The sequence below is a fragment of the Gillisia sp. CAL575 genome (assembly GCF_000403785.1).
In the GTDB taxonomy this organism is placed as follows: Bacteria; Bacteroidota; Bacteroidia; order Flavobacteriales; family Flavobacteriaceae; genus Gillisia.
In genome coordinates, this window is sequence record NZ_APHJ01000018.1 from 172,254 (window position 1) to 197,584 (window position 25,331).

A 25,331-nucleotide genomic window follows, 5' to 3' on the forward strand; every position below is an offset into this window, starting at 1 on the left:
TATGGATAACTGTAAAATCTCTTATTTTAGAAATTGTAGAGCTAAAACTCCACTTACCGCAACTGTAGAATCAGCTTTGCACCTCATCAAGTCAGGTTCTTCTAAAGATATTATTGAAAAGGTTAGGCAATCTAAAGACCAACAGGCAAAAGACCTGTTAAAACAGAAATTACCAGGAGTTACTTTTGGAGGATTATTTAATGATAGAAGCACTTTAAATTCTGGATCTGGATTTGCTTGCTTAGACTTTGATAAGGTCATTAACCTCAACAAATTAAAGGAGGATTTAATAAATTCCGATTACATTTATTCTCATTGGATTTCCCCTTCTGGTAATGGTTTAAAAGCATTGGTTAAAATTCCAATTGTTAAAGATAAAAATGAGTATCAGGAATATTACAGAGCGATTTTAAAGCTTTTTAAAGACCTAAAACCCGATAAGGCGACAAAAGATATTAATAGGCTATGTTTCGAGAGCTACGACCCTAATTTACACATTAATGAAGAGTCAAAAGTATTTAGAAAAAAATTAAAGCTAAAAGTTAGTAAGGCTAGTTCAATAAAAGTTGATTCTAATCTAACTGAAGGTAAAACCATAGACAGAATCGTTAGTTGGTGGGTGAAGAAATTTCCTTTTGCTAAAGGCAACAGAAACAATAGCCTTTTCGTTTTGGCGTGCGCTTTATCAAACTTTGGAATTAACAAAACCACTACTACAGATCTATTCTTTTCTTTTGAAGATAATGATTTTCATTTAAACGAAATAACTCAAATTATTGATTCGGCTTATAGAAAGGCAGAATTTAACTCTCAAAGTTTTTCAAGATGAACATAGCCTTAGATAAATTCAATGACAAAGTATTTCAATTAAAATACGGTCAATCGGAAGTGTTTTGGTATGAAAAATACAATTCGAGTAAAGGTTATAAAGAATATAATTTAAAAGAGCCTTTGCTTAGAAAATATTTGAAGAGTGAAGGATTTAGAAATTATAATGGTGCTCCAGTTCATATCGTTGGTAATATTGCTAAAAAGGTAACACCGGCTGATATATTTAAACACGCTTTAAAGTATGTAGAGAGTTTTAATGAACCTGGATTAGAAGCAATGTTTCTTAAGAAAGGAGAAACCGAACTATTAAAGAATAAAGCTATAATTATTTCTTTACCGGAATGCGAAACAGATCCTTTAAGAGATACCAAAACTACAAGTTATAAATATTATAAGAATGGAATAGTTGAGGTTGAATCTGGTAAACAATTCTCACTATTACAGTACGAAAAGATTAAAGGTTTTGTTTGGGAAAGTGCTATCAAGGAAAGAGATTTTAAAGTTCTATCAGAGGATCTAATCGAAAAAGCAATTTTTGCCAGATTTGTTCGAAACATTACAAATAATGAAGATCATTTTAATTCTGTTTGTACTGCAATAGGTTATTTAATTCACACTTATAAGGATCAACGAAAACCTATAGCGATAATAATTAATGATGAGAATTTAATAGATGAGGGTAAACCTGAAGGAGGAACAGGAAAGGGACTTCTAGTAAAAGCTATTTCACAAATTGTAGAGAAAGCATCTTACAACGGTAAAAATTCAGATTTTAGTAATAATAAGTTTGCATTCCAGAATGTAGAGGAAACTACAGCTATTCTACTAATTGATGATGCTCCTAGAAACTTTGATTTTGAAGCATTATTTAGTGTGCTAACGGACAATCTGCCCGTAGAGAGAAAACACCAAGGCGTTCAAGAAATAAGTTACGAGAAGAGCCCTAAATTCATTATAACTACCAATTATACCATCAAGGGAGATAGTTCAAGTTTTAAAAGAAGGAGATTTGATATATTTCTTAACAACTTCTATCATGCCGGACATACACCCGCAGATGATTTTGGAGAAGAGTTTTTTCACAGTTGGGATGAAAAGGAATGGCAATTATTTGATTTCTTTATGATGGCCTGTTTAAGATCATTTTTAAGTTTAGGTCTTACTCCTTATGAAGATGTAGGATTACAGTTAAAGATGCTTAAGAATGAAACCTCAGCCGATTTTATCGAGATTATGGAAGAGGAGTATAGTCTGAAAAACATCTCTTACACTTATGCTTCAATACGTGAGAGTTTGATTCAGAATTATGGAGAGAAATACTACTTTCTAGATAAAAATTATAAAATAGTTGTTGAATGGGTAGAACGTTTTGCAAATCATAAAGGTTTTAGTATTCAAAAAGGGAGAATTGGAACAGGGAAAACATTTCTTTTCACCTAATCTAGTGTACGAGGTGTATGTTCAATGTACGTAAAATGTACGTATAAATCCTTATGGTTACTGGTCTAGTGTATGAGGTGTACGTATTTTAATAATAATGCATAAAGAAAAAAGATAATAATATAGAAATAAAACATTTAAGTTTTACGTACATCAAGTACACTCTCACTTAACAAAACTTTACGTTCAAGAAAACCTAGACAAGCCATTTATTGAAAACAAAGATGTATAAAACACAATCAATTTTAATAACCAAAACAAAAACGAGATGTTTAATAATAGAGTAGAAATTACATTAAAATCCACATTAGGAACATTAGTACTTGAAAATGACCCTATAGGTTATGATCAAAGTGAAACCGAAGTAGGGCGTAGTGAAAAGACCTTTGGAATATTCTTAACTGAAACCAATAATCTAGAATTTACAGGAGAAAGCAAAGCGTGGTTAGAGCGCTTGTATATTCTAAAAGGCCCTAATGCTAAGTGCCAATTAATTAGAAAAGTAAAACACTCTACTACAGACGAATGGTTAATTCGTGCTGATGGATTTTTAGACTTTTCTAGCCGTAAAATAAAGAATAACAAACTTCAATTGGATTTTACTGAAGGTGGTTTGCGTGAGATATTCACATCACAAATGCGTGAGAGGTTTGATTTAAATAGATTAACTGATATAAATGGAAACACTATCCCAAAACTTGAAAAGGACATTTTAACCCTTACAGGTCGAGATATTTATTTACTGAGTAGTTGGCGAAGCGAGGGATTAAAAGAATTTAGTTTGCATTCAGGCGAGTGGAATTCAGGCGGTGATAATAGAGAAGCTTTTAGACCAGCCCCATCAACATTAATCGCTAATTCAGATCCTCTAAACATTTCTGAAACTCAAAATGTAACACGAGAGGAAAGGAGAAGTAGTTTAAGTGTTAGTCAAATGTTTTACCTATTTGCAGATAGAGATCACGGAAAAGTGAAAATGCCAATAAATCTATCTTTTAAAATATCGGATACCTCACAAAGATTAGTTGACTACGCAAACATAAGGGTAACCGTTAGAAGGTTTCTAAAGGTTAGCGAAGATGAAAAGTTGGTATTTCAAGATGAACAAGTACTCATTAACATTGGAGATCCTCGAAATTATGAATTACAAACTTTTACATACAAAGGAACTGTAGAATTAGATATTAAACAAAATGAAAGTTATGCAATAATGTTTTATCTAGATGGTAGTTATGGTAATGGTTTTGAACAGGGTTATTTAGAGGTTTTCTTTAGCGAGTATTCTTTTACTCAAGATTTGCAAGAAGATTCATTTTTCAAGCGAACTAATTCAAATTGTTTAACCGCTTTCGAGGTGGGGCATCGATTAGGTGAAATATACACAGGTGAAGGCAGTTTCGAAAGTGACTTACTGAAAGCAGTAGATAAGTCTTTGCTAAATAATGATAACCATCAATTAGTATTTAGTCCAGGGGGATGGATAAGGAACTTAAGAAAAATTGACGAAAATGGTTTAGATATTCCTTTTCCTTTTGAAATAAGTTTTGAAGATTTCTATAATTCTATAAACGCAATTACGCCTGTTGGGTATGGAATAGCGAGTTTAGGAAAGAAACAGAACATAATTTTAGAGGATATTGAGTACTTCTTTCAGAAAACAGTAGCAGTAAACTTAGGGAAGATCCAAATAACAGAACGCACAACCGCAGTAGAATTCTGTTATCAGTCTTTGGCTTTTGGTTACACAAAAGGGGGAGATTATGAGCAGCCTTTAGGATTGGATGAATACAACACCCAAACCAATTATAGAACGCCTATAACAATTTCAGATAGTGAATATTCTGTATTAAGCCCATCCAGAGCAGATAGTTATGGTGCTGAAGATGCTAGAAGAAAACAGGCTGAGGATGGTTCAGATGAAGATAGCCCGTACGATAAAGATAACTTTATGTTTGACGTGAAGTTTTTAGAGCGTTCTAACTTAGCTAATTACTATGATGTAAGATTATACCAAGACGACTTTGAAACACTCCCTACAGGTATCTATTCCCCTGCAACGGCTTATAATCTAAATCTTAGTCCGGGAAGAAATAGACAAAGACATGAGAAGATGTTTGATTCTTCTTTCATAATGCTTCAAGATGAATTAGTGCAGCATGTTAATACAAAAGGGAATAGCGAGTTAAAGACTAAAAAGGTTGGAGAAGATGCATTAAAAGAAAATGATGAAATCCCTATCTCTAAGTTAACCAATCCAATATTTAACCCTGAATGGATTCAAGCAGAAGCACCATTTGAGCAGCAAATAATGGATCAAGTACTAGGCTCAACTTTAATAAACGGCAAAATGGTAAATAACTATTACTGTTTAGCTGAATTTATTAATGAGAATAACAACACGGAGTATGCGTACATATTCACAGTAAAATCAAAAGACAAACTAACTTATAAGCTACTCTCAGCGTATGGTATCTAAGGATATTAGATAAACCTTATAAACTCTTTGTAATACCCTAAGAATGCCCTAAGGATTGCTAAAGATTATAGCCGTAAAAAACGGTGAAATAACACTAAGATTATACTAAGTATAACTAACTATTCTAACCGTAAATACGGCAAGATTACGGCAAGATTAAAAGAGTTAGAACCTGATAAAACCTGAGATTGAAATTAATTAAAAATTAATAAATGGAATGCCTCATAAAAACATACTTAGATGGAAATATAATTGATGAGGTAACATTACAAGAGTTAAAAAGGGAACAATACGCGCGCGAGAAGATGTATGATTATACAAACATTTCTTCAAAAGGCATTAATCTCATGTGTTTCCTTACACTATAAAAAGGGAGAGATTAGGGCGAGGGTATAGAAATTAAAACTTGTCAAAACTTGATATTGAAAAGATTAATTAATTAAATAATATTAATACAATAGTCTAAAACTGTACTAAGTAAATTACCTAAAAAGTGAAGATTTTTTAACGGTCAGTAAACTCATTAAACTTACTTAAAAAGACTTTTCGGGAATCACATGGGCAAAAGAGTTTGCTTCCTTATACGTGCACGTATAGACTGTAAAAAACTTGGTTGTAAATAATCGTTTTTCGCACGTAAAAAAAGGCAAGAGTTTTTGGACTCGATAAAAAGAGAATCAAATACTGTTGGTTTAAAGACTTTGTCGTAATCACAACGCACATAGGTAACGTAATTTAAAGATTTTGTAACAGTCACTCAGGAGAAAGGTTTCTATTGGATTAATATTAAATTGAATAGATTTTGGTTAAGAAATCAAACTAATTATTTAAAATTCAATCAGATGCGCAATTTTAAATTAAGGTTTTGCTATATTAGATTATAAACTAAAGCTTCACGTAATGAAAAATCTTTTAACTACTCTTTTAATTCTAGTTTCAATTAGCTTAAATGCTCAACTTAAAACTAACGATAGTGGTTCGGTGTATTATGAAGAAATAGTAGAAACAGATAAATCTATTGCAGAAGTTCATAGTGCTGTTGAAGAGTTTTTAGCCACAAATTCAGGTAACTCAAATTATGTAATTAAAATTAATGAAGATGATAAAATACTATCAAAAGGAAACCTTTCTGTTGTTGGTCCTAATAAATTAGAAATTGTATTAAACACAGAGTTTAAGGATGGTCGTTATAGAATATTGATAGACCCTATTTCTTGGAATGGTAAAGCTCCTCTAACTCTTGAAATGAATTTTGATAAAGTGAAAGCCAAAGCAGATATGCGACAAATGTACATAGATAAAGGATTGGAAAAGGCTTATAATAAAAAAGAAAAAAGTGGAGAAATAGATGCAGATATTCAACAGTTTGTTGACATGCAAACTCTTATGTATGATAAATCTAAGGCAAAGATTTTATCTTTTGTTCAATCTCTAAAAGAGCATGTTGATAACAGTAAATCGGATTGGTAAAATATTACTTACTTTTATTTTATTATCAACTGTATCTTTTTCTTTTTATAAATTCATTTGATTTACAATGAGAGATTAGGCAAAAAGGAACAATACTCGCGCGGATGAGGTAAAAAACTAGGGAAGTTTTTTCGAAGTTACCATGCACACAGGTAAATTAGTAAACAATACATTTATAGAATTATTAGTTCTTGTATTGATTTACTTATTTATATTTAAATGTTTGAGTAAATATTCTTTAGCTTGAGCATCACTTATTAACTTCTTAGTTTTCTTTATTGGACTATTATTTAATCCAATCATTTGTTTAAATCGTTTCTCTTCTACAGGATCTAAAGCCAGATAAACATTGTACGCGGTTTCAGCCTTCATTTAGTAAATCGTTTTTAATTTTTATCTTCTTTAGAGATTCTATTACACCTATCTTCTGCTTAAAGAGTTTTACCTCTTCCTCTTCTGAAATATCTATTCAAAGTTCTGAAACATAGTTTACAACCTTAACATTACTTAACAACCTAGAACTTTGTTCAATTACTGTTTTTTTTTAGAATAACCTGCACGAATAGCAGCTTGAGTTCTTTGTTATCCTAAGGATCTTCAAAATATATCTTCAGCTCTAATGCCTCTCTACTTTTTTGATGGCAGCATCAATTTCAGAGCGTTTAAATACAGCAGTTTTACCAAGCTTGTACATTTCAAATAAACCCTCTTTATACAGTCCTTTTAAGCTACTGATTGGCATCTCATTAATATATTCAGATAAGCCTTTCCACGACCTAATCCAGGGAGTATGTTCAACCCTAGGGAGTGGTTTCTTAAGCAACTTAAAAAGTTCTTTTCTTTGATCCTCATCTAAATCTAATATTATATCGTAGACGCTTTCAACTTTCATGCTTAAAGTTGTTTAAACTTATCTCTCCTACGTTAATATACTTACCCTCTTTTTCAATATAAATAACCTCTGTTTTTGTCTCCTTGGTAGGATAAAACAATTCCCTAATATCAACATCAAGTACCTCAGCTATGCTCCTTAATAGATCTGGTTTAGGGAATGAATTCCCACTAACAATATTGGACATTGATACAGTACTTACACCCACTTTCTCAGCAAGATCTTTCCCGGTTACCTCTTTCGCTTTAAGAATCTCTTTTAATCTTAATATCTCCATTTATTAATTGATTTGATTTACTTCAAAGATAAGTAATTAAAGTACAACTTAAATTATTTTAATAATAATTAAGGTGAAACTTGTATAGTATTAAAGTTATACTTAAATTAGCTGTATAATAATTAAAGCGAAACATTAATAATGACATCATCAGAATTTAAAATCGCCATTTCAGAAGTAAAAGAAGCTTTAAAGGGAAAGACTCTAACCATTTCTTTTGTACACGGTGATAGAATAGAGGAGCTAAGGTTTACCACTCTTAGAGGTTTTGGAAATACCATCCTTAAACTTGAGAAAATAGGTGCCGGGTTTGGGTTCATTAAAGTAGGAAATGATTTAGTACAAAGAGGGATCTACAAGAATTCAGAGTTTCAAACAGTACTTAACAGGGGTAATTGGAATGAGGTTTTTTTCCTTGCAACTACAGTAAAATTTAACCAATAAAATAGATAGAAATGAAAGCTAAAAGTACAACCTTCAGAAGTAAAGTGTTCAACTGGGCACACGAATTAGTAAAAAGCACAGGCAAGTCCATTGCAGTATGTTTAGCTAAAGCATGGTCAATTTACAGATTAAAGAAAAGAATGAGCACTGATACCGTTAAAATAGCTTTTGAAAAGGTTGATGGTACTCTAAGAATAGCCTTTGCCACTCTTAATAATATCACTTATGATAGCAAAAACACAAAGCAAAAAGATTTTAAAACAGTAGCTTATTTTGATACCGTTGCGAATGCTTTTAGATCATTTAGAATAGAAAATTTCATTACAGCATACTAAAGATTCAGTGGTATAGACTGTATTCAAGTATAAATATGAATTACAATAATATAAATAGAATGAAAAGAAATAGTAAAAACACCGAAAAGCTAAAGGATTTAGAAACTATCAAAAGATTTAAGGATCTTAATTTAATTGAAAGTGATGTTGCACAGGATTTAGAAGAGAGTTTAAAAGTGGATTATGAAGAAATATTCAGAAAGGAACTTCAAGAGCAAAAAAAAAAATTTAGTGAGATGCTGGATGAATTGGTTAAAGACAAACCAAATAAGGCTGAGATACTTGATATTGCTTCTAAAGTTTTAAAAGAGAGATTTGAGAAAGGTTTACAGTTTCAGGTTGAGATAAATGATTCAGTAATTAAAAACTTAATTTCAGAGAGAAAAGCAAAAGGACTGCCGGTAACGTTTAGTAAAAAGGAAATAATGGATGGTTTCAAATAATCTTAATAACCTCTTTTTTAAAGTCTATCTAAATAACTAGGTGGGCTTTTTTGTTTTATTATCTTGTATTAAATAAAATTATTATGTCTTTGTATAATCCACCTCTAGTTATTAAAAGCAAAAGAAATGTAAGTTCATTTATCGAAATTACAGATGCTTTAAAAGGATTAGAATTTTCTTATTTCTACACTGGTAAGCGTATAGGGAAGAGTGATAATATAGAGTTAAACGTGTGTACAGTAGTTATAGATTCAGATGAAAATATCTTCTTAAGCGATTGTAATTATTCAGGGCAAAAAGAAACTTGGAAAGAAGTTATAAAGAATCAAATCGTAAATCATTTAAGAGAAATAGGAGTAGAGCCTGGGATTGTGAAAAGTGAAACTAGATACTTAACAATTACCTCTAAACCGTATTTATCTAAGGAGAAATACGAGCTTAAAGTTTTAGATGTTATTTCTCAAATAAACCGAAAAGAATGAAGATTAGCCTTTATGAATTTCTAGCACTTTCAGATAAAGAGCAATACGAGTTAGCTTTTAATAAAGGCAATTATCTTGATACATTATCAAAGGGTAGTACTAGATATGTACTTTACTCTTTAGATTTATTTTTTGTGGAAATTGAATACAATAGTTTGAATAATAAAATTGTAAATAAAAGATCCTTTGTTTCTGGTGAATTATTAGATAAATATTCTAATCTGGATCTATGAATTTAAGTTACCGTACATAAATCGTACAAATAAGGAAATAAAAAAACCGTAACTACTTAATTAAAAGCCTGTTACGGTTTATCGAAGTGATCGCGCCAGGATTCGAACCTGGGACCGCCTGCTTAGAAGGCAGGTGCTCTATCCAACTGAGCTACGCGACCGATTTCGCGGTGCAAATATAACTTACTTTATATTTAAAACAAGGTTTTTTTTATCAAAAATTAAAAATAAAAAAGCAGTTATTGCTAACTGCTTAAAATTCAGCATTAAACTGAAAATAAAATTATTTAGATTCCTTTACAAGATTGCGTTCTAAGTGTTGAGTAATGGATAATAATTGATTTAAAGCAAAAGGAGTTGCTTTATCTATCTTATCTAATGGTGTATATAAGTTATAAAATCTCCTGGTAAGCTCCAGAGTTTCTAGTGAAAGACCGAAAATTTCTTGCTTTTCATACAGTTCATCTATATGCATTTTTACTGCAGTAATATATGAAAGTTGATCTGTTGTAACTTCTGGTTCTAAAATAGTATTCATAACTTCAATTTTATTATAAAATTAAATTATGCCATTACCTGCGTTAGAAGCAGTTAAGTAATTTGGAAGTAGTACTTGGGATGATAAAAATAGAGTTAAAAAATAGAGTTTCACAAGAATATTAAATATCCTCTATGAAAATTATTATATAATCGATAAAAAGCAAATTCAAATTTATTTAAGCTCTGAAAGTATTAGATGGGTGGTGGGTTCACCGTAATTTATAAGCTTGTCTATGAATTGTTGAAGATGTAATTGATCTTTTAATACCACCTTCATATGTATATTATGGGATCCAGTAATCCTAGAAGCTCTTTTTACCTCGGGAAATGAATCTATGGCCCCCATGAAGCTTTTTAATTTACCGCTAAACAACTTGATCATAATGAAGACCTCTAAGCCAAATCCCATTTTAGAGTGATCCACTTTTAAACTGTATGCCTTAATTATTTCTAGATCTTCCAATTTTTGAATCCTTTCTCTCACAGAAGAAGCTGAAAGTGGGATTTGTTTACCAATTTCCACAAAAGATGCTCTGGAATTTCGTTGTAATGCTTCTAATATTTTTCGGTCTATGCTGTCTAACATTGAATAATTGATTTAATGCCTCAAATTACATTTATTAATTGGTATAATAATGATTATACCAATTTTTCAGTTTCATAGTGATTACTTTCCCACGTAATTTTGTTTAAAATTATTTAATTATTATGGAAATTGAGCTGTATATCATTGTTGCACTGGCCATTTTTTTTGGTTTTTTCGTTCAAACTGTAGTTGGTTTTGCAGGTTCATTAATAGCCTTACCTATATTGCTTGTTAGCATTGCGCTTCCAGATGCTATTGCATATATTTCTATATTTTATATTTTTTCGAGTGTTTTCTTAATAAATAAAGAATGGAACAATATCGATTTTTCGATCATTTATAAACTGGCTATCCCTACTATAATCGGAGTTATAATAGGAATTTTAGTTCTTGCTTTCACAAATCCTGTTATACTTAAGAAAGGCTTAGGAATCTTTATAATCCTCTATGTTTTATATGTTTCGCTAATAAAGGCGAATTTTAAAGTTGGTAGAAAATTAGTTGTAATGTTAGGAATTTTAGGAGGTTTCTTTTCTGGCGTCTTTTCTACAGGTGGACCGCTATATGTGATATCCGTAAAGAATTTGGCGATAGATGTAAAAACTTTTAGAGCCACAATGATAGGAATTATGGGGCTAATTACCTTGGTGAGAATTCCAATGTTAAGTGTAAGTGGAATTTTGAACCTTTCTCATTGGAAAGTAGCATTGATCATCTTTCCAGTATTTCTTTTGGCACAATACATTGGTAAAGTAGTATACTCCAAAATAAATGAGTTCTATTTTAAAAAAGTTTTACTGGTATTGCTTTTTTTCTCTGGAACTGTACTTATTATAAATTAAACTTGAACATGAAATATTTACAGAGAACAGTTTGTTCTTTTAATGACCGCACCAATTCCAAGACCATTTTTGTCATCAGAAACAATCACAGAATCTTCGTTTAGTGTAATTGTAATAGGGATAGTTTCTTCTTTACCTTCTTGAGTGAAGTTGTATTTTCCCTTAATTATGTCATCTTGAATTACTCCAGTAATTGTTCCTTCTCTTCTGTCTTTAAATTTAGGAAGCCAATTGTAGATACCAGAGACAGATTTACCTATTACATCTAGTTTTAATTCTATAATATCAATATCATCTGAATTATCTTTAAATGGAATTTCATTTCTAAAGCAGTAAGATCTTTTAATATCTATCTCTTTCTCTAACTCACTTTTCTTCATGGTTTTTTCCAAAACAGGCTCTGGTAATGCTTCTACAGTAGCAGATTTATTACAACTCATGATTAATGTGCTTAGAGCAACAAAAATTAAGGTCTTAAAATTGAATTTTGACATGAGTATTTAAAAGAATTAATGGCTATTGAACAAGGATTAAAATTAAGTATTTTCCCTTTAAAACGAATTGTTTTTTTCAGAAAGGATTATGACAATAATTTAAAATGAAATAATTGATATCTACAAATATTATAGATTAGCTAAAATAACTAGTCAAATGGTCAGATTTTATAGTATAAGGCAATTATTCGATTGATTTGTTATTGAATATTAAATGAAATTAAAATCATTGTAATTGTATTTTTACAGAATTTAACTTTTCTTCTCGTTTCACTAGAACAAGAGTTAAATCACTAATAAAGCATACTATCTAATAATCTATCTAAGTTTCGTTCTTTTAAATTGAATTTATTATCAGTTAAAAAGACATCATGTATTTCTTGTCTAAGGCCTTTAATTTCTTTGATGGAATATTCGTGTTTTGCAATTGCCATCTGAATTTTATCGAGACAATTGTCCTCATCATCGCAAGAAAACTCATTATATAACCTATCAAAAGTTTCAATGTCTATTTTAGATTTTATCATATCAATTTCTTCAACAGATTCAATAGAATCTGCTTTTGCACATAGTAATAAGATATATATCTTTAATTCTTCTTTGGACCAGTGTCTAGATTCGTTTTTCATCTTAATAAATTTTAGTTAATCACCAATTTAAATAGGTGTCATTAAATTCAGCTTTAAATATTTAGAAAGTCATGAGGATGAAATATACCACAACCACGAGCAGTAAAAATAAGCCCAAAGCTAGAAGGTATATTGCCCTTTTTACATTTCTAAATTTCCAAGCTGCTATTTTTGAAATAATATAAATTTGCTCTCCCAATTGTTCAAAGAGCAGATCTTCATCCAAGCTAACAGTATAAAAGGTTCTAGCGAATTCCTTAATATTTCCAAACTTAGAAATGACATCTCCAAAAAAGAAAATATTCTTATCATAATTGCCTTCAATTTTAGGCATAAAACATCTCACGCTAAAAAATATGGATGCTCCAGTACAAATAAACCAGAGTCCCACGAGTACATCAAATAACACATCGCTAGAAATTTCTTTAATAAGCATGCCCCAGCTTTGATATATAAAGTTTAATAAGATCCCGTAGAAAGTAAGTATAAGACCTGCCTTAAGTTCTGAAGATTTAATAAGACTCGTAACATAATTAATACTTCCCCAGTAGTGATCTATGAGATCATCGGTATGTTTATTTTTTATTCTAGGTTCTTCAATTACAGGCGCTAATTGCTCCATAAAATATTAGGTTATAATTCAAAATTGTTATTTTGAAAACATGAATTCTTAATCTTTGGGGAGTTTAACTATGTGGGGATAAGAGAATAAAGTTAATTAAAATGTAGCAGCCAATAAATTTTATTCCAAATAATCTTCAATTTAGAGGCTGATGATGAGATAAATAGGAGTTATAATTTGTGATTTCTAAAAGGAAAAATTTATTTTTTTTAATTTATCTATCGTCAGAGGTTTTGTAATTATATCTTTCACATATTTGTTGCTCATTCCTTTCTTATGATCTTCTTGATCTACGGAAGAAGTATATAAATAAATTAATTTCCCTGTCATTAATTGTTCATCTTCCAATTTCTCTAATAAAGTCCAGCCATCCATTACTGGCATATTAATGTCTAAAAACAGGACGTATTTGGTTGCTTTATTTTCCTCAAGGGTTAAAAATTTATAAGCTTCCAATCCATTTTCGAATTGGAGTGGAACTGGGGAGCCTTGGTTGCAGAATTGGATCATTTTAGATGTTATTGCTCTTATTATCTTATCATCATCAATAATTAGTATTTTTTGATCCATGCAATTATTTTCTTAGGGCGATTTCTTATTAGAAATTAATGATTAAAATTTAAATTCAACTTATTGATTTCCGAAATCAATAGAATTGGTTTTTCGAGTGATATCTCTAATTATTAGGTCTATCTCTTCAGCAGAATTTAAAATTTCGTTGAAGAACTCTTCTTTTTCAGCTAAATTCAAATCGCCAAATTTAATGAGATCAATAATAGACATTAAACGTGCTACTGGAGCTCTTACAGAATGAGATTGATGCCATGCAATATCTTTTAAAAGAATGTTGGTATTTCTAATTTTTTCATCAGCCTGTTTTTTATGACTTATATCTTTAAAATACACTGAAGCTCCAGTTTGTGAAGGATATATACTCACTTCTAACCAACGGTCTAAGGGAGCGTAAAAATGTTCAAAGTGTACTGTTTTACCTGTTCTTAAGGCTTCCTTATAATATTTATAAGTAGTTTGTTCTTCTACTTCTGAAAATACATCCCAAAGTTTTTTTCCTAAAATGAATTCTTTTGGGATATTAAGAACTTCTTCAGCAGTTTTATTCCAATATGTAACTATATAGTTACTATCTACAGCAAAAAATGAATCTTTTATTCTTTCTAAAATTTCCCTTTTTTCTGCTAAGGTGTTATTTAGTTTTAGTTCAATAATCTTTTGATTGTGTATATCTTGAAAACTTCCGAATAAGCGAACGCATCTATTATTTACATATTCTGCCTGGCCTATAGAGCGAACCCATTTCTCTTTGCCTTTGAAAGTTATCATAGGGAATTCAAAATCCCAGGGAGTTCCATTTTTGATAGCTTGAGTGATTGTGTTATCTATTTTTGCTCTCGAATCCTCCCTATAATGATTAATAGCATCTTCTCTGGTAGGAATATAGTCCTTGTCTGCTTCTAAAATTTCTCTGGTGATATCGGACCAATAAATAGATTCATTCTTTAAATCTAATTCCCAACTGCCTACACATGCCATCTTAGATGCGTCATCTAATAAGTTTTGTAAGCCTTTTTTTTCAGTAACATCTTTAGCAACCGCATATATGAGACCCTCTTCTAAGGAAGCCCGGCAATTCCAGTCTAACCAAAGTAATTTGCCAGATTTTGTAATATATCTATCTTCATTTCTATAAGTTTTTCCGCTATCATAGAAATGATGGGCAGTGTCGTTTATAATTCCCGTGTTAGATGAATATATTATGTGATTATAATTCATCTCTAATAATTCATCTTTTGAATATTCCAAAAGCTCACATCCTGCGATATTTATTTTTTTGAAATATCCTTTGAGGTCTAAGGTGCAAATTATATCTGGAGCCAGCTTAAAAATGTGCGATAAGCCTTCTTCTAATTGTTTCCTACTAATTTCTGAAGCTAAACTTGCCGCAATATCCAATCCTATTTTTTTTGTAGTATCTATAGTGCTACTATCTTCCTGAGATTCCGCACAAACCCAAACACCAATAAATTCATCATTTCTAATCAAAGGCACGCCCAATATATGTGTGAAATTAGCTTTAAGAGCGGCTTCATGTCTTAAGATCTTTTTGCCTGTGTCTATATAATTCCAAGATATTATTTGTTTTTTTTTCCAAACTAAACCTGGAATATCTTCTCCAATTTTAAAAGTTTTTACATTATTTAATTTATAAAAAATATCACCTCCATCTTGGAAAGAGGAAGCTTTTAAACTTACCTCGGTCTTACTTGAATTAAGAAGCCATATTTCAGAAATACTATAGCTCCCAGTGTCCAGAAGTAATTGTGATACTTGATCTAGCGCTATTTTTAAATTGATATCATTATTAAATATATGGCTAAACTTTGTAATTATCTCCTTTTTAAGATCATCCATTCTATATCGGCTAATATCACTTAACACTCCAATAATTCTAGTTACAAGACCTTCATTATTGCGAATAGCATAACCCTTTTCTTCTATAAAAGCATAAGTTCCATCTGCCTTTTTAAATCTGTATTTTGCTCGCCAATTTTTATTGTTAGGATCATTTAGAAATGATTCTAGAGAAATTAGTGTCTTAGGGAGATCCTTTGGATGTACTAGTAATTCCCAATTGGAAATTGGATATGATTTTTTTTCCAATATATGCCCAAATAAACTCTGATAGCTTTGACCCCAGAAGATTGTATTAGACTTTAGATCACGATTATAAATAGCATCATTTGTAGCCTGATTTACATAGCTAAACTGATCTATTTTAAATTGTAGCTCTTTACTCTTTTCCTGGTTTTCGAAAATTAAGCCAATTAAGTTGGCTGAACGTTTGAATATTTCCAAATCATTGTAAGATGGTTTCCTTACGCTATTATAATAATTTGCAAAGGTTGCTATAACTTCTTTTTTAGAATTAAAAATAGGTTCAGACCAACAAGCCTTTAATCCAACCGGTAAAGCATAAGTTTTAAAATCTTCCCATAATGGATCTGTACTAATATCTGTAGTGATTATTGTCTTTTTAAAATAGGCTGCAGTACCACAAGATCCTAATTTTGGCCCAATAGGTTGTCCGTTAATTGCCGTTCTAAAAGAAAGGGGTAAGGAAGAAGCTAGATTCCAAACTTTGCTGTCTTCAATCTTAAGAATAGAAGCTTTCATTTCAGGGAAAATAATTTCTAATCCTTTAATGAAATTCGTGAAAAGTTTGACCAGATCCGGCTCTATCTCCAGAGCTTTCTCCATAATCTCATTTTCCAGATGTTCTAAACTATTCTTCTGAAACTGTTCTGTTACATCTATAGAAGTTAATAGAATAGTAGCTTTATTATTTAGGACAAAATTTTGACCTGTCATTTTCATTTTCAAAAAAGAGTTGTCACTTTTTATATGTGTGAAAACCCCTAGGTTTTGAGGCTCTTTTCTCTGTAAAATTTCGGCATGCCTAGAGTTTAATTTTTGAAAATCTTCAGGAATTAAAATGTCTTTAATACTAAGATTCAAAAATTCGTCTAAAGTATACCCATATGTATTAACTGTATTGTTGCTTATGTCTAAAAAGCGCAAGTTCTCTACAGAATAGATCATATTATAACACGGACTGTTACTAAATAGAGAATTATAAGAGTTGATATTAGATAGGGGAGAGGGAGAAATTCCTACCGAAGTTATACAGTAAATAAATTGTTTCTCTTCATAATAAACTAAAGACCAATTAACTGCGGCAAATCCATTCTCTTGAGGATATTGTGGTGTGAATTTCACTTCAACCAAATTATCGTAGAATATTTTGTCTAGAACTGTGTGTAATGTAGCTCGATCTTTTGAATTAAACTGATTTATGAAATTGCCATTGTTTAAATCAAAGTGCTTTTTTGCTTCAGTATTTAAAAACAAAAATTTCCCATATTTATTTATGCCACAAATAATATCAGTGGATTTATCTAAAAGGAGGTCTATAGGGTTAATATGCATATTCAAATCCTTTCATTGCTTGTAGGGAAACACAATTCAATTTTAACATCCTTACAGAAATATTTATTCTGTATTGAAAACTAAATATATGGAAAAGAAAATGTAATCCTCTATTATTGTGCGTCAATTATAATAATTATTTAATTAAAACGCGGATGATTAATTAAATTCATCATTTTTTAAAACAATTTGAAAGAAGTTGATAATATATAGATGCTTAGAAGTCTTATTATCTTATATTTTAGATGGCTAATATATTTGGGCGAACTTACGGTGGCATATATAATCTAATAATATGTCTCGTTTTTAAAAGAACTTTAGTTGAAATCTATAAGCTTATATTAGTATAATTATCGGTTAGGATTAGCATGCCTGAGTATAAAAATCCATGTGAATTTTTATACTTTTAAAACTTATAATTGTTAAAACAAATTATAATGATAAATGAAAATTGACCAAATTCTTGATAATATTTATATTATTCCTGAAGCATCTAAAATAGAAATCCAGAAGAACATTCGCGAAGTTGATTATCCTAAGGTCATGTGTTATTAAAAGCGAATAAGGTTGAGAACAGTATTTATTTCATAAAATCAGGAATTGCACGGGCATATGCGAATTAATCTGAAAATGAGATAACTTTTTGGTTTGGAAAAGAAGGAGATACCATTATTTCAATGAAAAGTTATGTAGCAAATCAGAAAGGGTATGAAGATATTGAACTGTTAGAGGATTGTGAGCTTTACGAACTGAAAACTAGAAATCTACAGGAACTTTATAATAAAGATATCCATATAGCAAATTGGGGGCGAAGATTTGCCGAACAAGAACTTATTAAAACAGAGGAACGGCTTATTTCTAGGCAATTTCGCTCGGCTACACAGCGATATGTAGAATTGTTAGCAAATAACAATGATCTTATAAAGCGAGTAAAATTAGGCATTACTCAGGTTAGTCTGAGTAGGATAAGATCAGAAATTAAATAGAAGTTATAATTTATCCTATGTAAATATTATCCTCGGTAACATTTCATTCCTTTGCAATAAAATAAGAAAGATGAATTGGATTTTATTAATTATTGCTGGTTTATTTGAAGTCGCCTTTGCTTTCTGTCTTGGAAAAACAAAAGAAACCACAGGATCTGAAATGTATTTGTGGTATGCAGGCTTTGTAATAGCTCTTTTTGTGAGCATGGGACTTTTGATCAAAGTCACTCAAACAATGCCTATTGGTACAGTGTACGTGGTATGGACGGGAATTGGAGCTATTGGAACTGTTTTAGTAGGAATTCTAGTATTTAAAGAACCCGTAACCTTTATGAGATTATTTTTTCTCACCACTCTAATTGGATCGGTTATAGGACTTAAAGCTGTGACAAATTAAGACTTTAAAGAAGGATAATAGATATGTAAAACCTTTTCATTTTGTTGTAAAAAAAGGATTTCCTATTGTTTAATTAAAACCTATGATTAATGAAAATTAGCCTTTTAATCGCTTTTGTTTTTTGCTCGGTATCTTTTGCTTTAGGACAACCAAACGAAGAAAAATTTATTTTTTTTCTACATAACAGATTTTTAGAGGAACACGAATTAGACGAGCTGCATCCAGAATTTGGAAGAGCAGCTTATTTAGAAATTATTAATGAATTTAAAAAGAGTGGTTTTAAAGTTATTAGCGAAAAAAGAAATGGAAATGTAAGTGTAAGAACTTATGCTGAAATAATTAAAATCCAAATAGACAGCTTACTAAATTGCGGAATTTCATCCAATAATATTACAGTTGTTGGCACATCAAAAGGTGGCTATATAGCTCAATATGTATCTACTTTGTCAAATAATCCAGAATTGAATTTTGTCTTTATTGGAAGTTTTAGAGAAAGCGATATGGAGAGTCTACCAGATATTAACTATTGTGGAAATATTCTAAATATTTATGAACGTACAGATTCTTTAGGTGTTTCTGCTATAGAACGGAAAAAAAGTTCATCCTGTGAAATTGTTCATTTTAAGGAGATTGAATTAAATACAGGGTTGGGACACGGATTTTTATTTAAACCGCTATGTGCTTGGATCGAACCTACCTTAAAATGGGCTAATGGAAATTATTAGGAGATCAAGACATTTCTTTACCCCATGCATCTAGGCTTCTTAAAATATTTTCTAGAGATCTACCATTTTCTGTGAGTTCATATTCCACCTTCGGAGGAACCACTGGAAAAACTTTTCTGCTTATAAGTCCATCTCGTTCTAATTCGCGAACGGTTTGGGTGAACATTTTATTAGAAATATCTGGAACTTTTTTTTTCAATATTCCCGAACGAACACAACCATCTAATAAATGAAATAAGACCAAAGGTTTCCATTTTGTACCTATTAAATTCATGGTTACATTGAGAGGACAAAAATTTTTAGTCATAATCCATTTTTAAATAGTTCATTATCAGCAATTAACTCTTTTAGTAACCTATATGTCTTTTAGGTAACTTATTGCTTATTAGGCAAATATATCTTTATTTTGCACTATAAAATTTATATAAGATGAAAACTAAAGAGAATTATCCAAAATCTTTTTCACATATTGGAATTACAGTTCCCAATATTAATGAGGCTGTAAAATTTTATTCAGATGTAATGGGTTGGTATATTATTATGGAACCTTCAACAGTAAAAAAAGAAAAAGAAACGGCTATAGGCCAAATGTGTATTGATGTTTTTGGAGATGATTGGGAAGAGTTTGAGATCGCTCATATGTCTACTTCAGACGGCACTGGAATTGAGCTATTCTCATTTCCTCACGGAAATAAAGAAGCTCCAGAATTTAATCCTTTTAACACAGGACTTTTCCATTTTTGTATACAAGATCCTAATATTGAAGACCTAGTTGAAAAAATAGTTTCTTATGGAGGTAAGCAAAGAATGCCAATTAGAGAATATTATCCAAATGATAAGCCTTATAAAATGTGTTATGTTCAAGATCCATTTGGAATTGTATTTGAAATTTACACCCATAGTTATGAATTAACTTATTCTTCGGGTGCTTATTCAAACTAATAATTGAAGAAATAATCGGGCTAATTTTTTACTTAATAATTAAAATCATTATTAAGTAAAAAATTAGCCCGACCCTTATTAGGGTTAATCAATCGAAACTTTAAAATAAAAAAATTAAAAGATTTAAGTGTTTGACAATGTATCTTTGAAGGAACTGGAGCTTAAATCTCTCAACCTTTTAATTATGCGAAAGGAATTCTGATACTATTTTTCGGATTATCTAGAGATAATATTTATTTTATAGGTTTAACAGGCCTATAGAAAATTCAGTAATAAATAAAATAACTTATCAAGATATAGAAATATGAGTGGTAGTATTCTTTTCGAAGCTATAGTTTTTTTAACAGGAGCGGTCATTTGTGTTCCACTTGTTAAAAAGTTAGGTTTGAGTTCGGTGATAGGGTATTTGTTAGCCGGAATTTTAATTGGCCCTTATCTCTTTGGATTTATAGGTCATGAGGGAGAGGATATCTTGGAATTCGCTGAATTTGGAGTAGTGATGATGCTTTTTTTAATTGGTCTTGAAATAGAACCTAAGAGCTTTTGGAAAATGCGAAAAATTATTCTAGGCATGGGTATTACTCAGGTTTTTGGAACAATGTTACTTTCCTATTTGGTTTTTTATGCTTTTGGATTAGAATGGCAAGTTTCTTTGACAATAGCGATGGCAATTTCTCTTTCATCCACTGCCATTACACTACAAACTAATAAGGAGAAAGGCTTGATGAATACTACCTATGGTACTTCATCATTTTCAATCCTTCTTTTTCAAGATATCATTGTAATTATCATGTTAGGTGTGCTTCCTTTACTATCAACTATTTCCTCTGCAAGTATTGATGGAAATGAGTTAGATAAGGGGCATGAAAATTTACTTGATAATTTGCCATTAGGTCTACAGGCATTGTCTATTATTATTACCGTTATCGCAATCATTTTTGCAGGTAGATACTTAATTGTACCCATGTTAAGGTTAGTAGCCAAAACTGGAGTAAGAGAACTTTTAGTGGCGGCTGCACTTTTAATTGTAGTGAGCATTTCTTATCTCATGGGATTGGTAGGGTTAAGTCCAGCACTTGGGGCTTTTCTTGGTGGAGTTGTTTTAGCTACCAGTGAGTTTAAGCATGAACTAGATAGTACATTAGAACCTTTTAAAGGCCTTCTCTTAGGATTGTTTTTTATGGCAGTTGGTGCATCTATTAATTTTACTGTAATCGGGGATAGTCCCTTAATGATAGCTGGGCTAGTAATAGGAGTTATCATTTTAAAAGCACTTGTACTTTTTATAATTGGCCTAATTTTCAAGTTGAAAATAGATCAAAGGCTATTATTAACTGTTGGTTTGGCTCAAATTGGAGAGTTTGCTTTTGTTTTGGTGTCATTTGCATTTCAGCTGAATATTTTTACTCAGGAGCAAATGGATATCTTATTGGTGGTTACGGCGCTTACAATGACATTAACTCCAATTCTTTGGATATTAAACGAAAAATTTCTCTTACCTAAAATTGGCACGATCGAAGAAGATAAAAGACCAATGGATGCAATAGATGAAACTCATAAAGTAATCCTATTGGGATTTGGACATTTTGGAAGTACAATAGGAAGGTTTTTACGAATACACGGTATAAAAACGACTGTAATTGAACAGAATTCTAACAGAGTGGATTTTTTAAGAAAAATGGGATTTGAGGTTTATTATGGAGATGTATCAAGAATTGATCTACTAGAATCTGCAGGGATCGCTGAAGCCGATTTTTTAATCTCTGCCATAGACAATCCAGACCTTACTCCAAAGTTGATGAAGAAATTGAAGAAAAAATATCCTCACGTTAAATTAATGGTTCGTGCTAAAAATCGTGAAGATGCGTATAAACTACATAATATTGGTATTGAAAATATTTATAGAGAATCTCTAGACACATCGGTCAAAATGGCTAGTGATTTATTGTTTTATATGGGCTTTGATTTAGATGCCACTAAGGAGCAAGCAGAAAAGTTTATAAAACTAGATGTAGAGGGTTTAAAACGACTCGCGGCTGCTCCGAAGAATGAAAAGGAATATATTTTTATGGCGAGGGAAGAAATTGCGCAGCAGGAAAAATTGATGATAGATGATCTTAAAATAGGTAGTAGTGAACTTAGAAATTCAAATGTTTCTAATTCTTAGTAGCTTTTACGTTTAGCATTTAGAAAATAACAACTAACATTTATTAAAAATGCTAATTAAAATCCTTTTAAATTGATTTCCAATTATTTAGCTTTGTATTAAATTGTTTTTAAGGGAAGTAAATGCTTGATTTAAATACGTAGAGATAATAGAAAGAATTAGAAATTTATACCTAAAAAATAAATCTAAACTTTGATACCCTGATGCTCTAAAATATAAAGCGCATTAACAAAGTGTCTATTGTACTCAGGTTTTGAAAACAAGAATAGTGTATTTATTGAGATTATAAAACGCCAAACCCTAAAGCTATATCGACTATTTTAAAGTTGAAAGCTTCCTCACCAAAGGCAACATTGCTCTAAAGCAGTACTTCTAATATTTAATAGTTTTTTTAAGTATATAAAATTTGTTAAAGCATATTTAGGGATACATTCTGCAAATAATAATTGGAAGAAGTATAAGGATAAATAATGCTATTCATAAAATTCTGAAAGGAATTAATTCGCATGATATAAGCAGTAGACCAATTATTAAGGTAGAGTTAGCCAATTTTAAGAGTAAAAATAAAATTTTAAATTCATAAAAAACGGAGATGTGTTTTCAAAATTTTATTAAATATATTTTATAGAGTCTAACCTTTTTTTCAACCTAAACTAAGCAGATGTTTAGTTTATAAAGTTTACTATTATGAGAAATTTATTTTTTGCAATAGCCGTCTTATTTTATTCAGTTTCAATTAATGCTCAAATGAACTTTAGGGTTTATAGTTTCTCTTATATGCAAGAGTCGAATCCTAATCATGAAAATAGAATTACCAGCTATTCTAAGAAGGTGATTTCTAATGAGGATTTCAAGTATCGGACTTTTTTGAGAGAGTCAAAAAAATCTACTGAAAAGTATCATATAGGTGAGCAACAATTCAGTAAAAAAGAGCTTACTAAGTTATTGAGAAATTGTGCAAGAAAGTCCGGAGATTCAAAAGAATTTAAACAATATTTAATTGATGAAAACCCTGAATTTTCAACCTATTTTTCAGATAGTCATACTCCTAATTTATATACTAAATTTAAGAAAGGTACATTAAATCAATATGTAATTGATCTAATTAATGATTGGGAAAATTAGATACCATTCATTTTTTAAACCTTCAAAGTAATTTGTAAAAAGGAGATAAAATACTCCTAAATATTAGGTTACTTGAAAAATACTCAATAGAATAATCAACTCATTTTATTCGCTTTTCATATAATGTAATCTTCAATAATAATTTTGGACTAAACGATAGATTAATTGTGAGACTATGAAAATAAATAAAATCGTTATTGAAGATATTGCTCAATATTGTATCGAAAAAGTTTTTAGGATAAATACAAATGAACCTGGCTTTGTTCATCTAGATTTTGGGAAAGATATAAATTCCAATCAATTAAGAAGCATCATGGTTGATTTGAAGAAAGAGCTATCCAAATACACTACAGGGCAATTCAATAAAGGATTAACCTACCAATGGCTTGTACGTTTTGATCAGCAGGTTGATACTCCTTATCATATAGATAATGCTGGAAATCAATCATTTTTAATGTTAGGCTATGAGCCCAGTGAAATAGAAAGTGAATTATATTTAGCAGACTATTATAAATATGCAAATGATGGCGAGGTTGCACAAAAAGATTTTCTGGAAAATTTCTCTCCTGTATTTATTGAAGATGAATCTTTAATAGCATCATATATCACTAATGTAAAACCTTTTGATAAAGATTCATACAAAATTGTATTAGTTAACAATAGCAACCCTCAAGCAGACCGGGAAACGCTCGGTGTATTTCATAAAGCAAAAATTGTAAAAGGTGATTTAAATAGAAGTAGGGTAGTTAACTCGATGCTTATTAATATGTTGCCAGATGGTGAAAATAATGATAGTAATTTCAATGAAAAAGAATTTATTATGACCGATGTAATTAGCGAGTAACAGGAATAATTTTTAAAAGAATAAACAAGGAATTTGCCCATTTTTCGAGCTTTAAATAGAAGTCTTGAAGTATCGGGAGAACCTGCTAAGTTTCTATATAATTTATAAACAAAAAAGCCCTAAACTTTCGTTCAAGGCTTCTTGTGGTCGGGGTGGCAGGATAATTTATTCAAGAACAAACGCCCTATCCACAGTACTTTCACTGTAAATCAATTTGATGTTTCACCGAATGATTCACCAAACTTCATAAAACAAAGAGCTTTCATATTATTTGATCGTCTTTGTGCTATAAAGATATGATTTTCTTTAAAATAGCATCTCTCCAAAAACTAATTTTCCATGTTCCTACTACTTTTTAGTCAAGAAATTAATTGGAGATATTAAGCAATTATCTGCTAATTTAAACGATAAAATTTTCCGCGGGAATGGCATCATGTATAATTTCAAAAATAGATCTTTCTTGTCGAAAAATTTTGAGGAAATCCTTGAAACGCTGATTGATGATTATTTGAAAAGCTTCCGTAAACCTGTATTCACAGTATTTATTGTACAGTTTTCATCATTTCTGACAATTTGAGCAATACCTTGAGGAAATAAACGTAAAGTATACCTTATTTTTGATGAATGATGAGAGATAAGGAAGGAGACTAGTGATACAAAGGATTTAGACGCTCATCGTTTTCTCATCAGAAAGATTAATGATGAAGAAAAGGAGCTGGTCCCTAGTCTAAAAAAATGCTGATGAAAAAGAAAAAATATAAAAATTAAGATCTGCTTACCTCAGAAACCTAGTCTTTAAATCTCTTTCCAGACTAAGAATTTGATCGGTAAATGCCACAAGGGAGAATTTCATTTGGAGAAGCAAAGCAAGATGTGTCATTGTCATGACAATCTTGCTTTGCGCCCGGAGGTTGCAAAGATTCTAAAAGACCGTTTACTTGAACTTTTTATTTTAAATTAGAATATTTATCTGTTTAAATATCCAAACAATTCATAGTATTAGTTCGGTAGATATGGGGCTTGATTTCGTAATTGATCAAAATTAAAATCACGATCCTAGTTTTTCTTTCAATAGCATCATATCTTCACTCAACTTATTTTCTA

Annotated in this window: 28 protein-coding genes and 1 tRNA gene; 17 read left to right on the forward strand and 12 right to left on the reverse strand. The window is 30.6% G+C overall.

The features are described from left to right. Position 1: 1 nt before the first annotated feature. The 4 genes from I130_RS01170 to I130_RS01185 all read left to right on the forward strand — a co-directional run bounded on the left by I130_RS01170 (position 2) and on the right by I130_RS01185 (position 6,217). Positions 2-829: a BT4734/BF3469 family protein gene (locus I130_RS01170; protein ID WP_034917823.1), complete on the forward strand. Its 828-nt coding sequence runs from the start codon at positions 2-4 to the stop codon at positions 827-829. Continuing rightward, complete coding sequence (locus I130_RS01175) at positions 826-2,271, forward strand: DUF5906 domain-containing protein (protein ID WP_034917827.1); 1,446 nt, start codon at positions 826-828, stop codon at positions 2,269-2,271. Before I130_RS01170 ends, I130_RS01175 begins: the two co-directional genes overlap by 4 nt. A 268-nt stretch (positions 2,272-2,539) precedes the next feature. Continuing rightward, positions 2,540-4,747: a hypothetical protein gene (locus tag I130_RS01180; RefSeq protein WP_034917832.1), complete on the forward strand. Its 2,208-nt coding sequence runs from the start codon at positions 2,540-2,542 to the stop codon at positions 4,745-4,747. A 900-nt stretch (positions 4,748-5,647) separates the two neighbouring features. After that, positions 5,648-6,217, forward strand: a complete 570-nt coding sequence (locus I130_RS01185) for a hypothetical protein (protein WP_034917835.1) — start codon at positions 5,648-5,650, stop codon at positions 6,215-6,217. 201 nt (positions 6,218-6,418) lie between these two features. Here the strand turns inward: I130_RS01185 and I130_RS16580 are convergent, their stop codons facing one another. From I130_RS16580 to I130_RS01195, 3 genes are all read right to left on the reverse strand, one after another. Further along, entirely contained in the window at positions 6,419-6,589 is a 171-nt protein-coding gene (locus I130_RS16580) for a hypothetical protein (protein WP_157480469.1), read from the reverse strand. A 244-nt stretch (positions 6,590-6,833) separates the two neighbouring features. Further along, positions 6,834-7,109 carry a hypothetical protein gene (locus I130_RS01190; RefSeq protein ID WP_034917839.1) on the reverse strand — a complete coding sequence of 92 codons (276 nt, stop codon included), beginning with the start codon at positions 7,107-7,109 and terminating at the stop codon, positions 6,834-6,836. Then, positions 7,099-7,386, reverse strand: coding sequence for a helix-turn-helix domain-containing protein (locus I130_RS01195; protein ID WP_034917842.1), 288 nt, complete (start codon positions 7,384-7,386; stop codon positions 7,099-7,101). The genes I130_RS01190 and I130_RS01195 overlap by 11 nt, the downstream gene beginning before the upstream one ends. Before the next feature lie 141 nt (positions 7,387-7,527). Here I130_RS01195 and I130_RS01200 point away from each other — a divergent pair, with 141 nt between their 5' ends. The 5 genes from I130_RS01200 (at position 7,528) to I130_RS01220 (ending at position 9,323) form a co-directional block, all read left to right on the forward strand. Next, positions 7,528-7,830 carry a hypothetical protein gene (locus I130_RS01200; RefSeq protein ID WP_034917845.1) on the forward strand — a complete coding sequence of 101 codons (303 nt, stop codon included), beginning with the start codon at positions 7,528-7,530 and terminating at the stop codon, positions 7,828-7,830. A gap of 11 nt (positions 7,831-7,841) precedes the next feature. Next, positions 7,842-8,165 carry an SH3 beta-barrel fold-containing protein gene (locus I130_RS01205; protein ID WP_034917847.1) on the forward strand — a complete coding sequence of 108 codons (324 nt, stop codon included), beginning with the start codon at positions 7,842-7,844 and terminating at the stop codon, positions 8,163-8,165. A gap of 59 nt (positions 8,166-8,224) precedes the next feature. Then, positions 8,225-8,608 carry a hypothetical protein gene (locus I130_RS01210; RefSeq protein ID WP_034917850.1) on the forward strand — a complete coding sequence of 128 codons (384 nt, stop codon included), beginning with the start codon at positions 8,225-8,227 and terminating at the stop codon, positions 8,606-8,608. A gap of 83 nt (positions 8,609-8,691) precedes the next feature. Beyond that, positions 8,692-9,090, forward strand: coding sequence for a hypothetical protein (locus tag I130_RS01215; RefSeq protein WP_034917852.1), 399 nt, complete (start codon positions 8,692-8,694; stop codon positions 9,088-9,090). Next, entirely contained in the window at positions 9,087-9,323 is a 237-nt protein-coding gene (locus I130_RS01220; RefSeq protein ID WP_034917856.1) for a hypothetical protein, read from the forward strand. The genes I130_RS01215 and I130_RS01220 overlap by 4 nt, the downstream gene beginning before the upstream one ends. Before the next feature lie 87 nt (positions 9,324-9,410). Here the strand turns inward: I130_RS01220 and I130_RS01225 are convergent. The 3 genes from I130_RS01225 to I130_RS01235 form a co-directional block, all read right to left on the reverse strand. After that, positions 9,411-9,484: transfer RNA gene (locus tag I130_RS01225), tRNA-Arg, on the reverse strand. 122 nt (positions 9,485-9,606) lie between these two features. Next, complete coding sequence (locus I130_RS01230; protein ID WP_034917858.1) at positions 9,607-9,861, reverse strand: hypothetical protein; 255 nt, start codon at positions 9,859-9,861, stop codon at positions 9,607-9,609. A gap of 174 nt (positions 9,862-10,035) precedes the next feature. After that, complete coding sequence (locus I130_RS01235) at positions 10,036-10,449, reverse strand: Lrp/AsnC family transcriptional regulator (RefSeq protein WP_034917861.1); 414 nt, start codon at positions 10,447-10,449, stop codon at positions 10,036-10,038. A 122-nt stretch (positions 10,450-10,571) separates the two neighbouring features. Between I130_RS01235 and I130_RS01240 the strand changes: the two genes are divergently transcribed. After that, positions 10,572-11,291: a sulfite exporter TauE/SafE family protein gene (locus I130_RS01240; RefSeq protein WP_034917864.1), complete on the forward strand. Its 720-nt coding sequence runs from the start codon at positions 10,572-10,574 to the stop codon at positions 11,289-11,291. Between the two features lie 17 nt (positions 11,292-11,308). Here the strand turns inward: I130_RS01240 and I130_RS01245 are convergent, their stop codons facing one another. The 5 genes from I130_RS01245 to I130_RS01265 form a co-directional block, all read right to left on the reverse strand. Next, entirely contained in the window at positions 11,309-11,731 is a 423-nt protein-coding gene (locus tag I130_RS01245) for a hypothetical protein (protein ID WP_157480471.1), read from the reverse strand. Between the two features lie 347 nt (positions 11,732-12,078). After that, a complete protein-coding gene (locus I130_RS01250) occupies positions 12,079-12,414 on the reverse strand; it encodes a hypothetical protein (protein WP_034917871.1) in 336 nt (111 codons plus the stop codon). A 61-nt stretch (positions 12,415-12,475) separates the two neighbouring features. Next, a complete protein-coding gene (locus I130_RS01255; RefSeq protein WP_034917873.1) occupies positions 12,476-13,036 on the reverse strand; it encodes a Pycsar system effector family protein in 561 nt (186 codons plus the stop codon). A gap of 186 nt (positions 13,037-13,222) precedes the next feature. After that, positions 13,223-13,606: a response regulator gene (locus I130_RS01260; RefSeq protein ID WP_034917877.1), complete on the reverse strand. Its 384-nt coding sequence runs from the start codon at positions 13,604-13,606 to the stop codon at positions 13,223-13,225. Positions 13,607-13,666: 60 nt separating this feature from the next. Then, the gene (locus I130_RS01265) at positions 13,667-17,041 is read right to left on the reverse strand and encodes a PAS domain S-box protein (RefSeq protein WP_034917881.1); all 3,375 of its coding nucleotides are present in this window, start codon (positions 17,039-17,041) and stop codon (positions 13,667-13,669) included. A 677-nt stretch (positions 17,042-17,718) separates the two neighbouring features. Here I130_RS01265 and I130_RS16965 point away from each other — a divergent pair. The 3 genes from I130_RS16965 to I130_RS01280 all read left to right on the forward strand — a co-directional run bounded on the left by I130_RS16965 (position 17,719) and on the right by I130_RS01280 (position 19,149). Continuing rightward, positions 17,719-18,027: a hypothetical protein gene (locus I130_RS16965; RefSeq protein ID WP_410503372.1), complete on the forward strand. Its 309-nt coding sequence runs from the start codon at positions 17,719-17,721 to the stop codon at positions 18,025-18,027. A gap of 70 nt (positions 18,028-18,097) precedes the next feature. After that, complete coding sequence (locus I130_RS01275; RefSeq protein ID WP_034917883.1) at positions 18,098-18,424, forward strand: DMT family transporter; 327 nt, start codon at positions 18,098-18,100, stop codon at positions 18,422-18,424. An 89-nt stretch (positions 18,425-18,513) separates the two neighbouring features. After that, positions 18,514-19,149 (forward strand): hypothetical protein, encoded by a 636-nt coding sequence (locus I130_RS01280; RefSeq protein ID WP_034917887.1) that lies wholly within the window; start codon positions 18,514-18,516, stop codon positions 19,147-19,149. A 4-nt stretch (positions 19,150-19,153) separates the two neighbouring features. Here the strand turns inward: I130_RS01280 and I130_RS01285 are convergent, their stop codons facing one another. Then, positions 19,154-19,456: a winged helix-turn-helix transcriptional regulator gene (locus I130_RS01285; protein WP_034917891.1), complete on the reverse strand. Its 303-nt coding sequence runs from the start codon at positions 19,454-19,456 to the stop codon at positions 19,154-19,156. 122 nt (positions 19,457-19,578) lie between these two features. Here I130_RS01285 and I130_RS01290 point away from each other — a divergent pair, with 122 nt between their 5' ends. The 4 genes from I130_RS01290 to I130_RS01305 all read left to right on the forward strand — a co-directional run bounded on the left by I130_RS01290 (position 19,579) and on the right by I130_RS01305 (position 24,227). Beyond that, the gene (locus tag I130_RS01290; RefSeq protein WP_034917895.1) at positions 19,579-20,091 is read left to right on the forward strand and encodes a VOC family protein; all 513 of its coding nucleotides are present in this window, start codon (positions 19,579-19,581) and stop codon (positions 20,089-20,091) included. Between the two features lie 304 nt (positions 20,092-20,395). Beyond that, entirely contained in the window at positions 20,396-22,258 is a 1,863-nt protein-coding gene (locus I130_RS01295) for a monovalent cation:proton antiporter-2 (CPA2) family protein (RefSeq protein ID WP_034917899.1), read from the forward strand. 687 nt (positions 22,259-22,945) lie between these two features. Then, positions 22,946-23,383: a hypothetical protein gene (locus I130_RS01300; protein ID WP_034917902.1), complete on the forward strand. Its 438-nt coding sequence runs from the start codon at positions 22,946-22,948 to the stop codon at positions 23,381-23,383. 175 nt (positions 23,384-23,558) lie between these two features. Further along, positions 23,559-24,227, forward strand: coding sequence for a hypothetical protein (locus tag I130_RS01305; protein ID WP_034917906.1), 669 nt, complete (start codon positions 23,559-23,561; stop codon positions 24,225-24,227). Positions 24,228-25,331 lie beyond the last annotated feature (1,104 nt).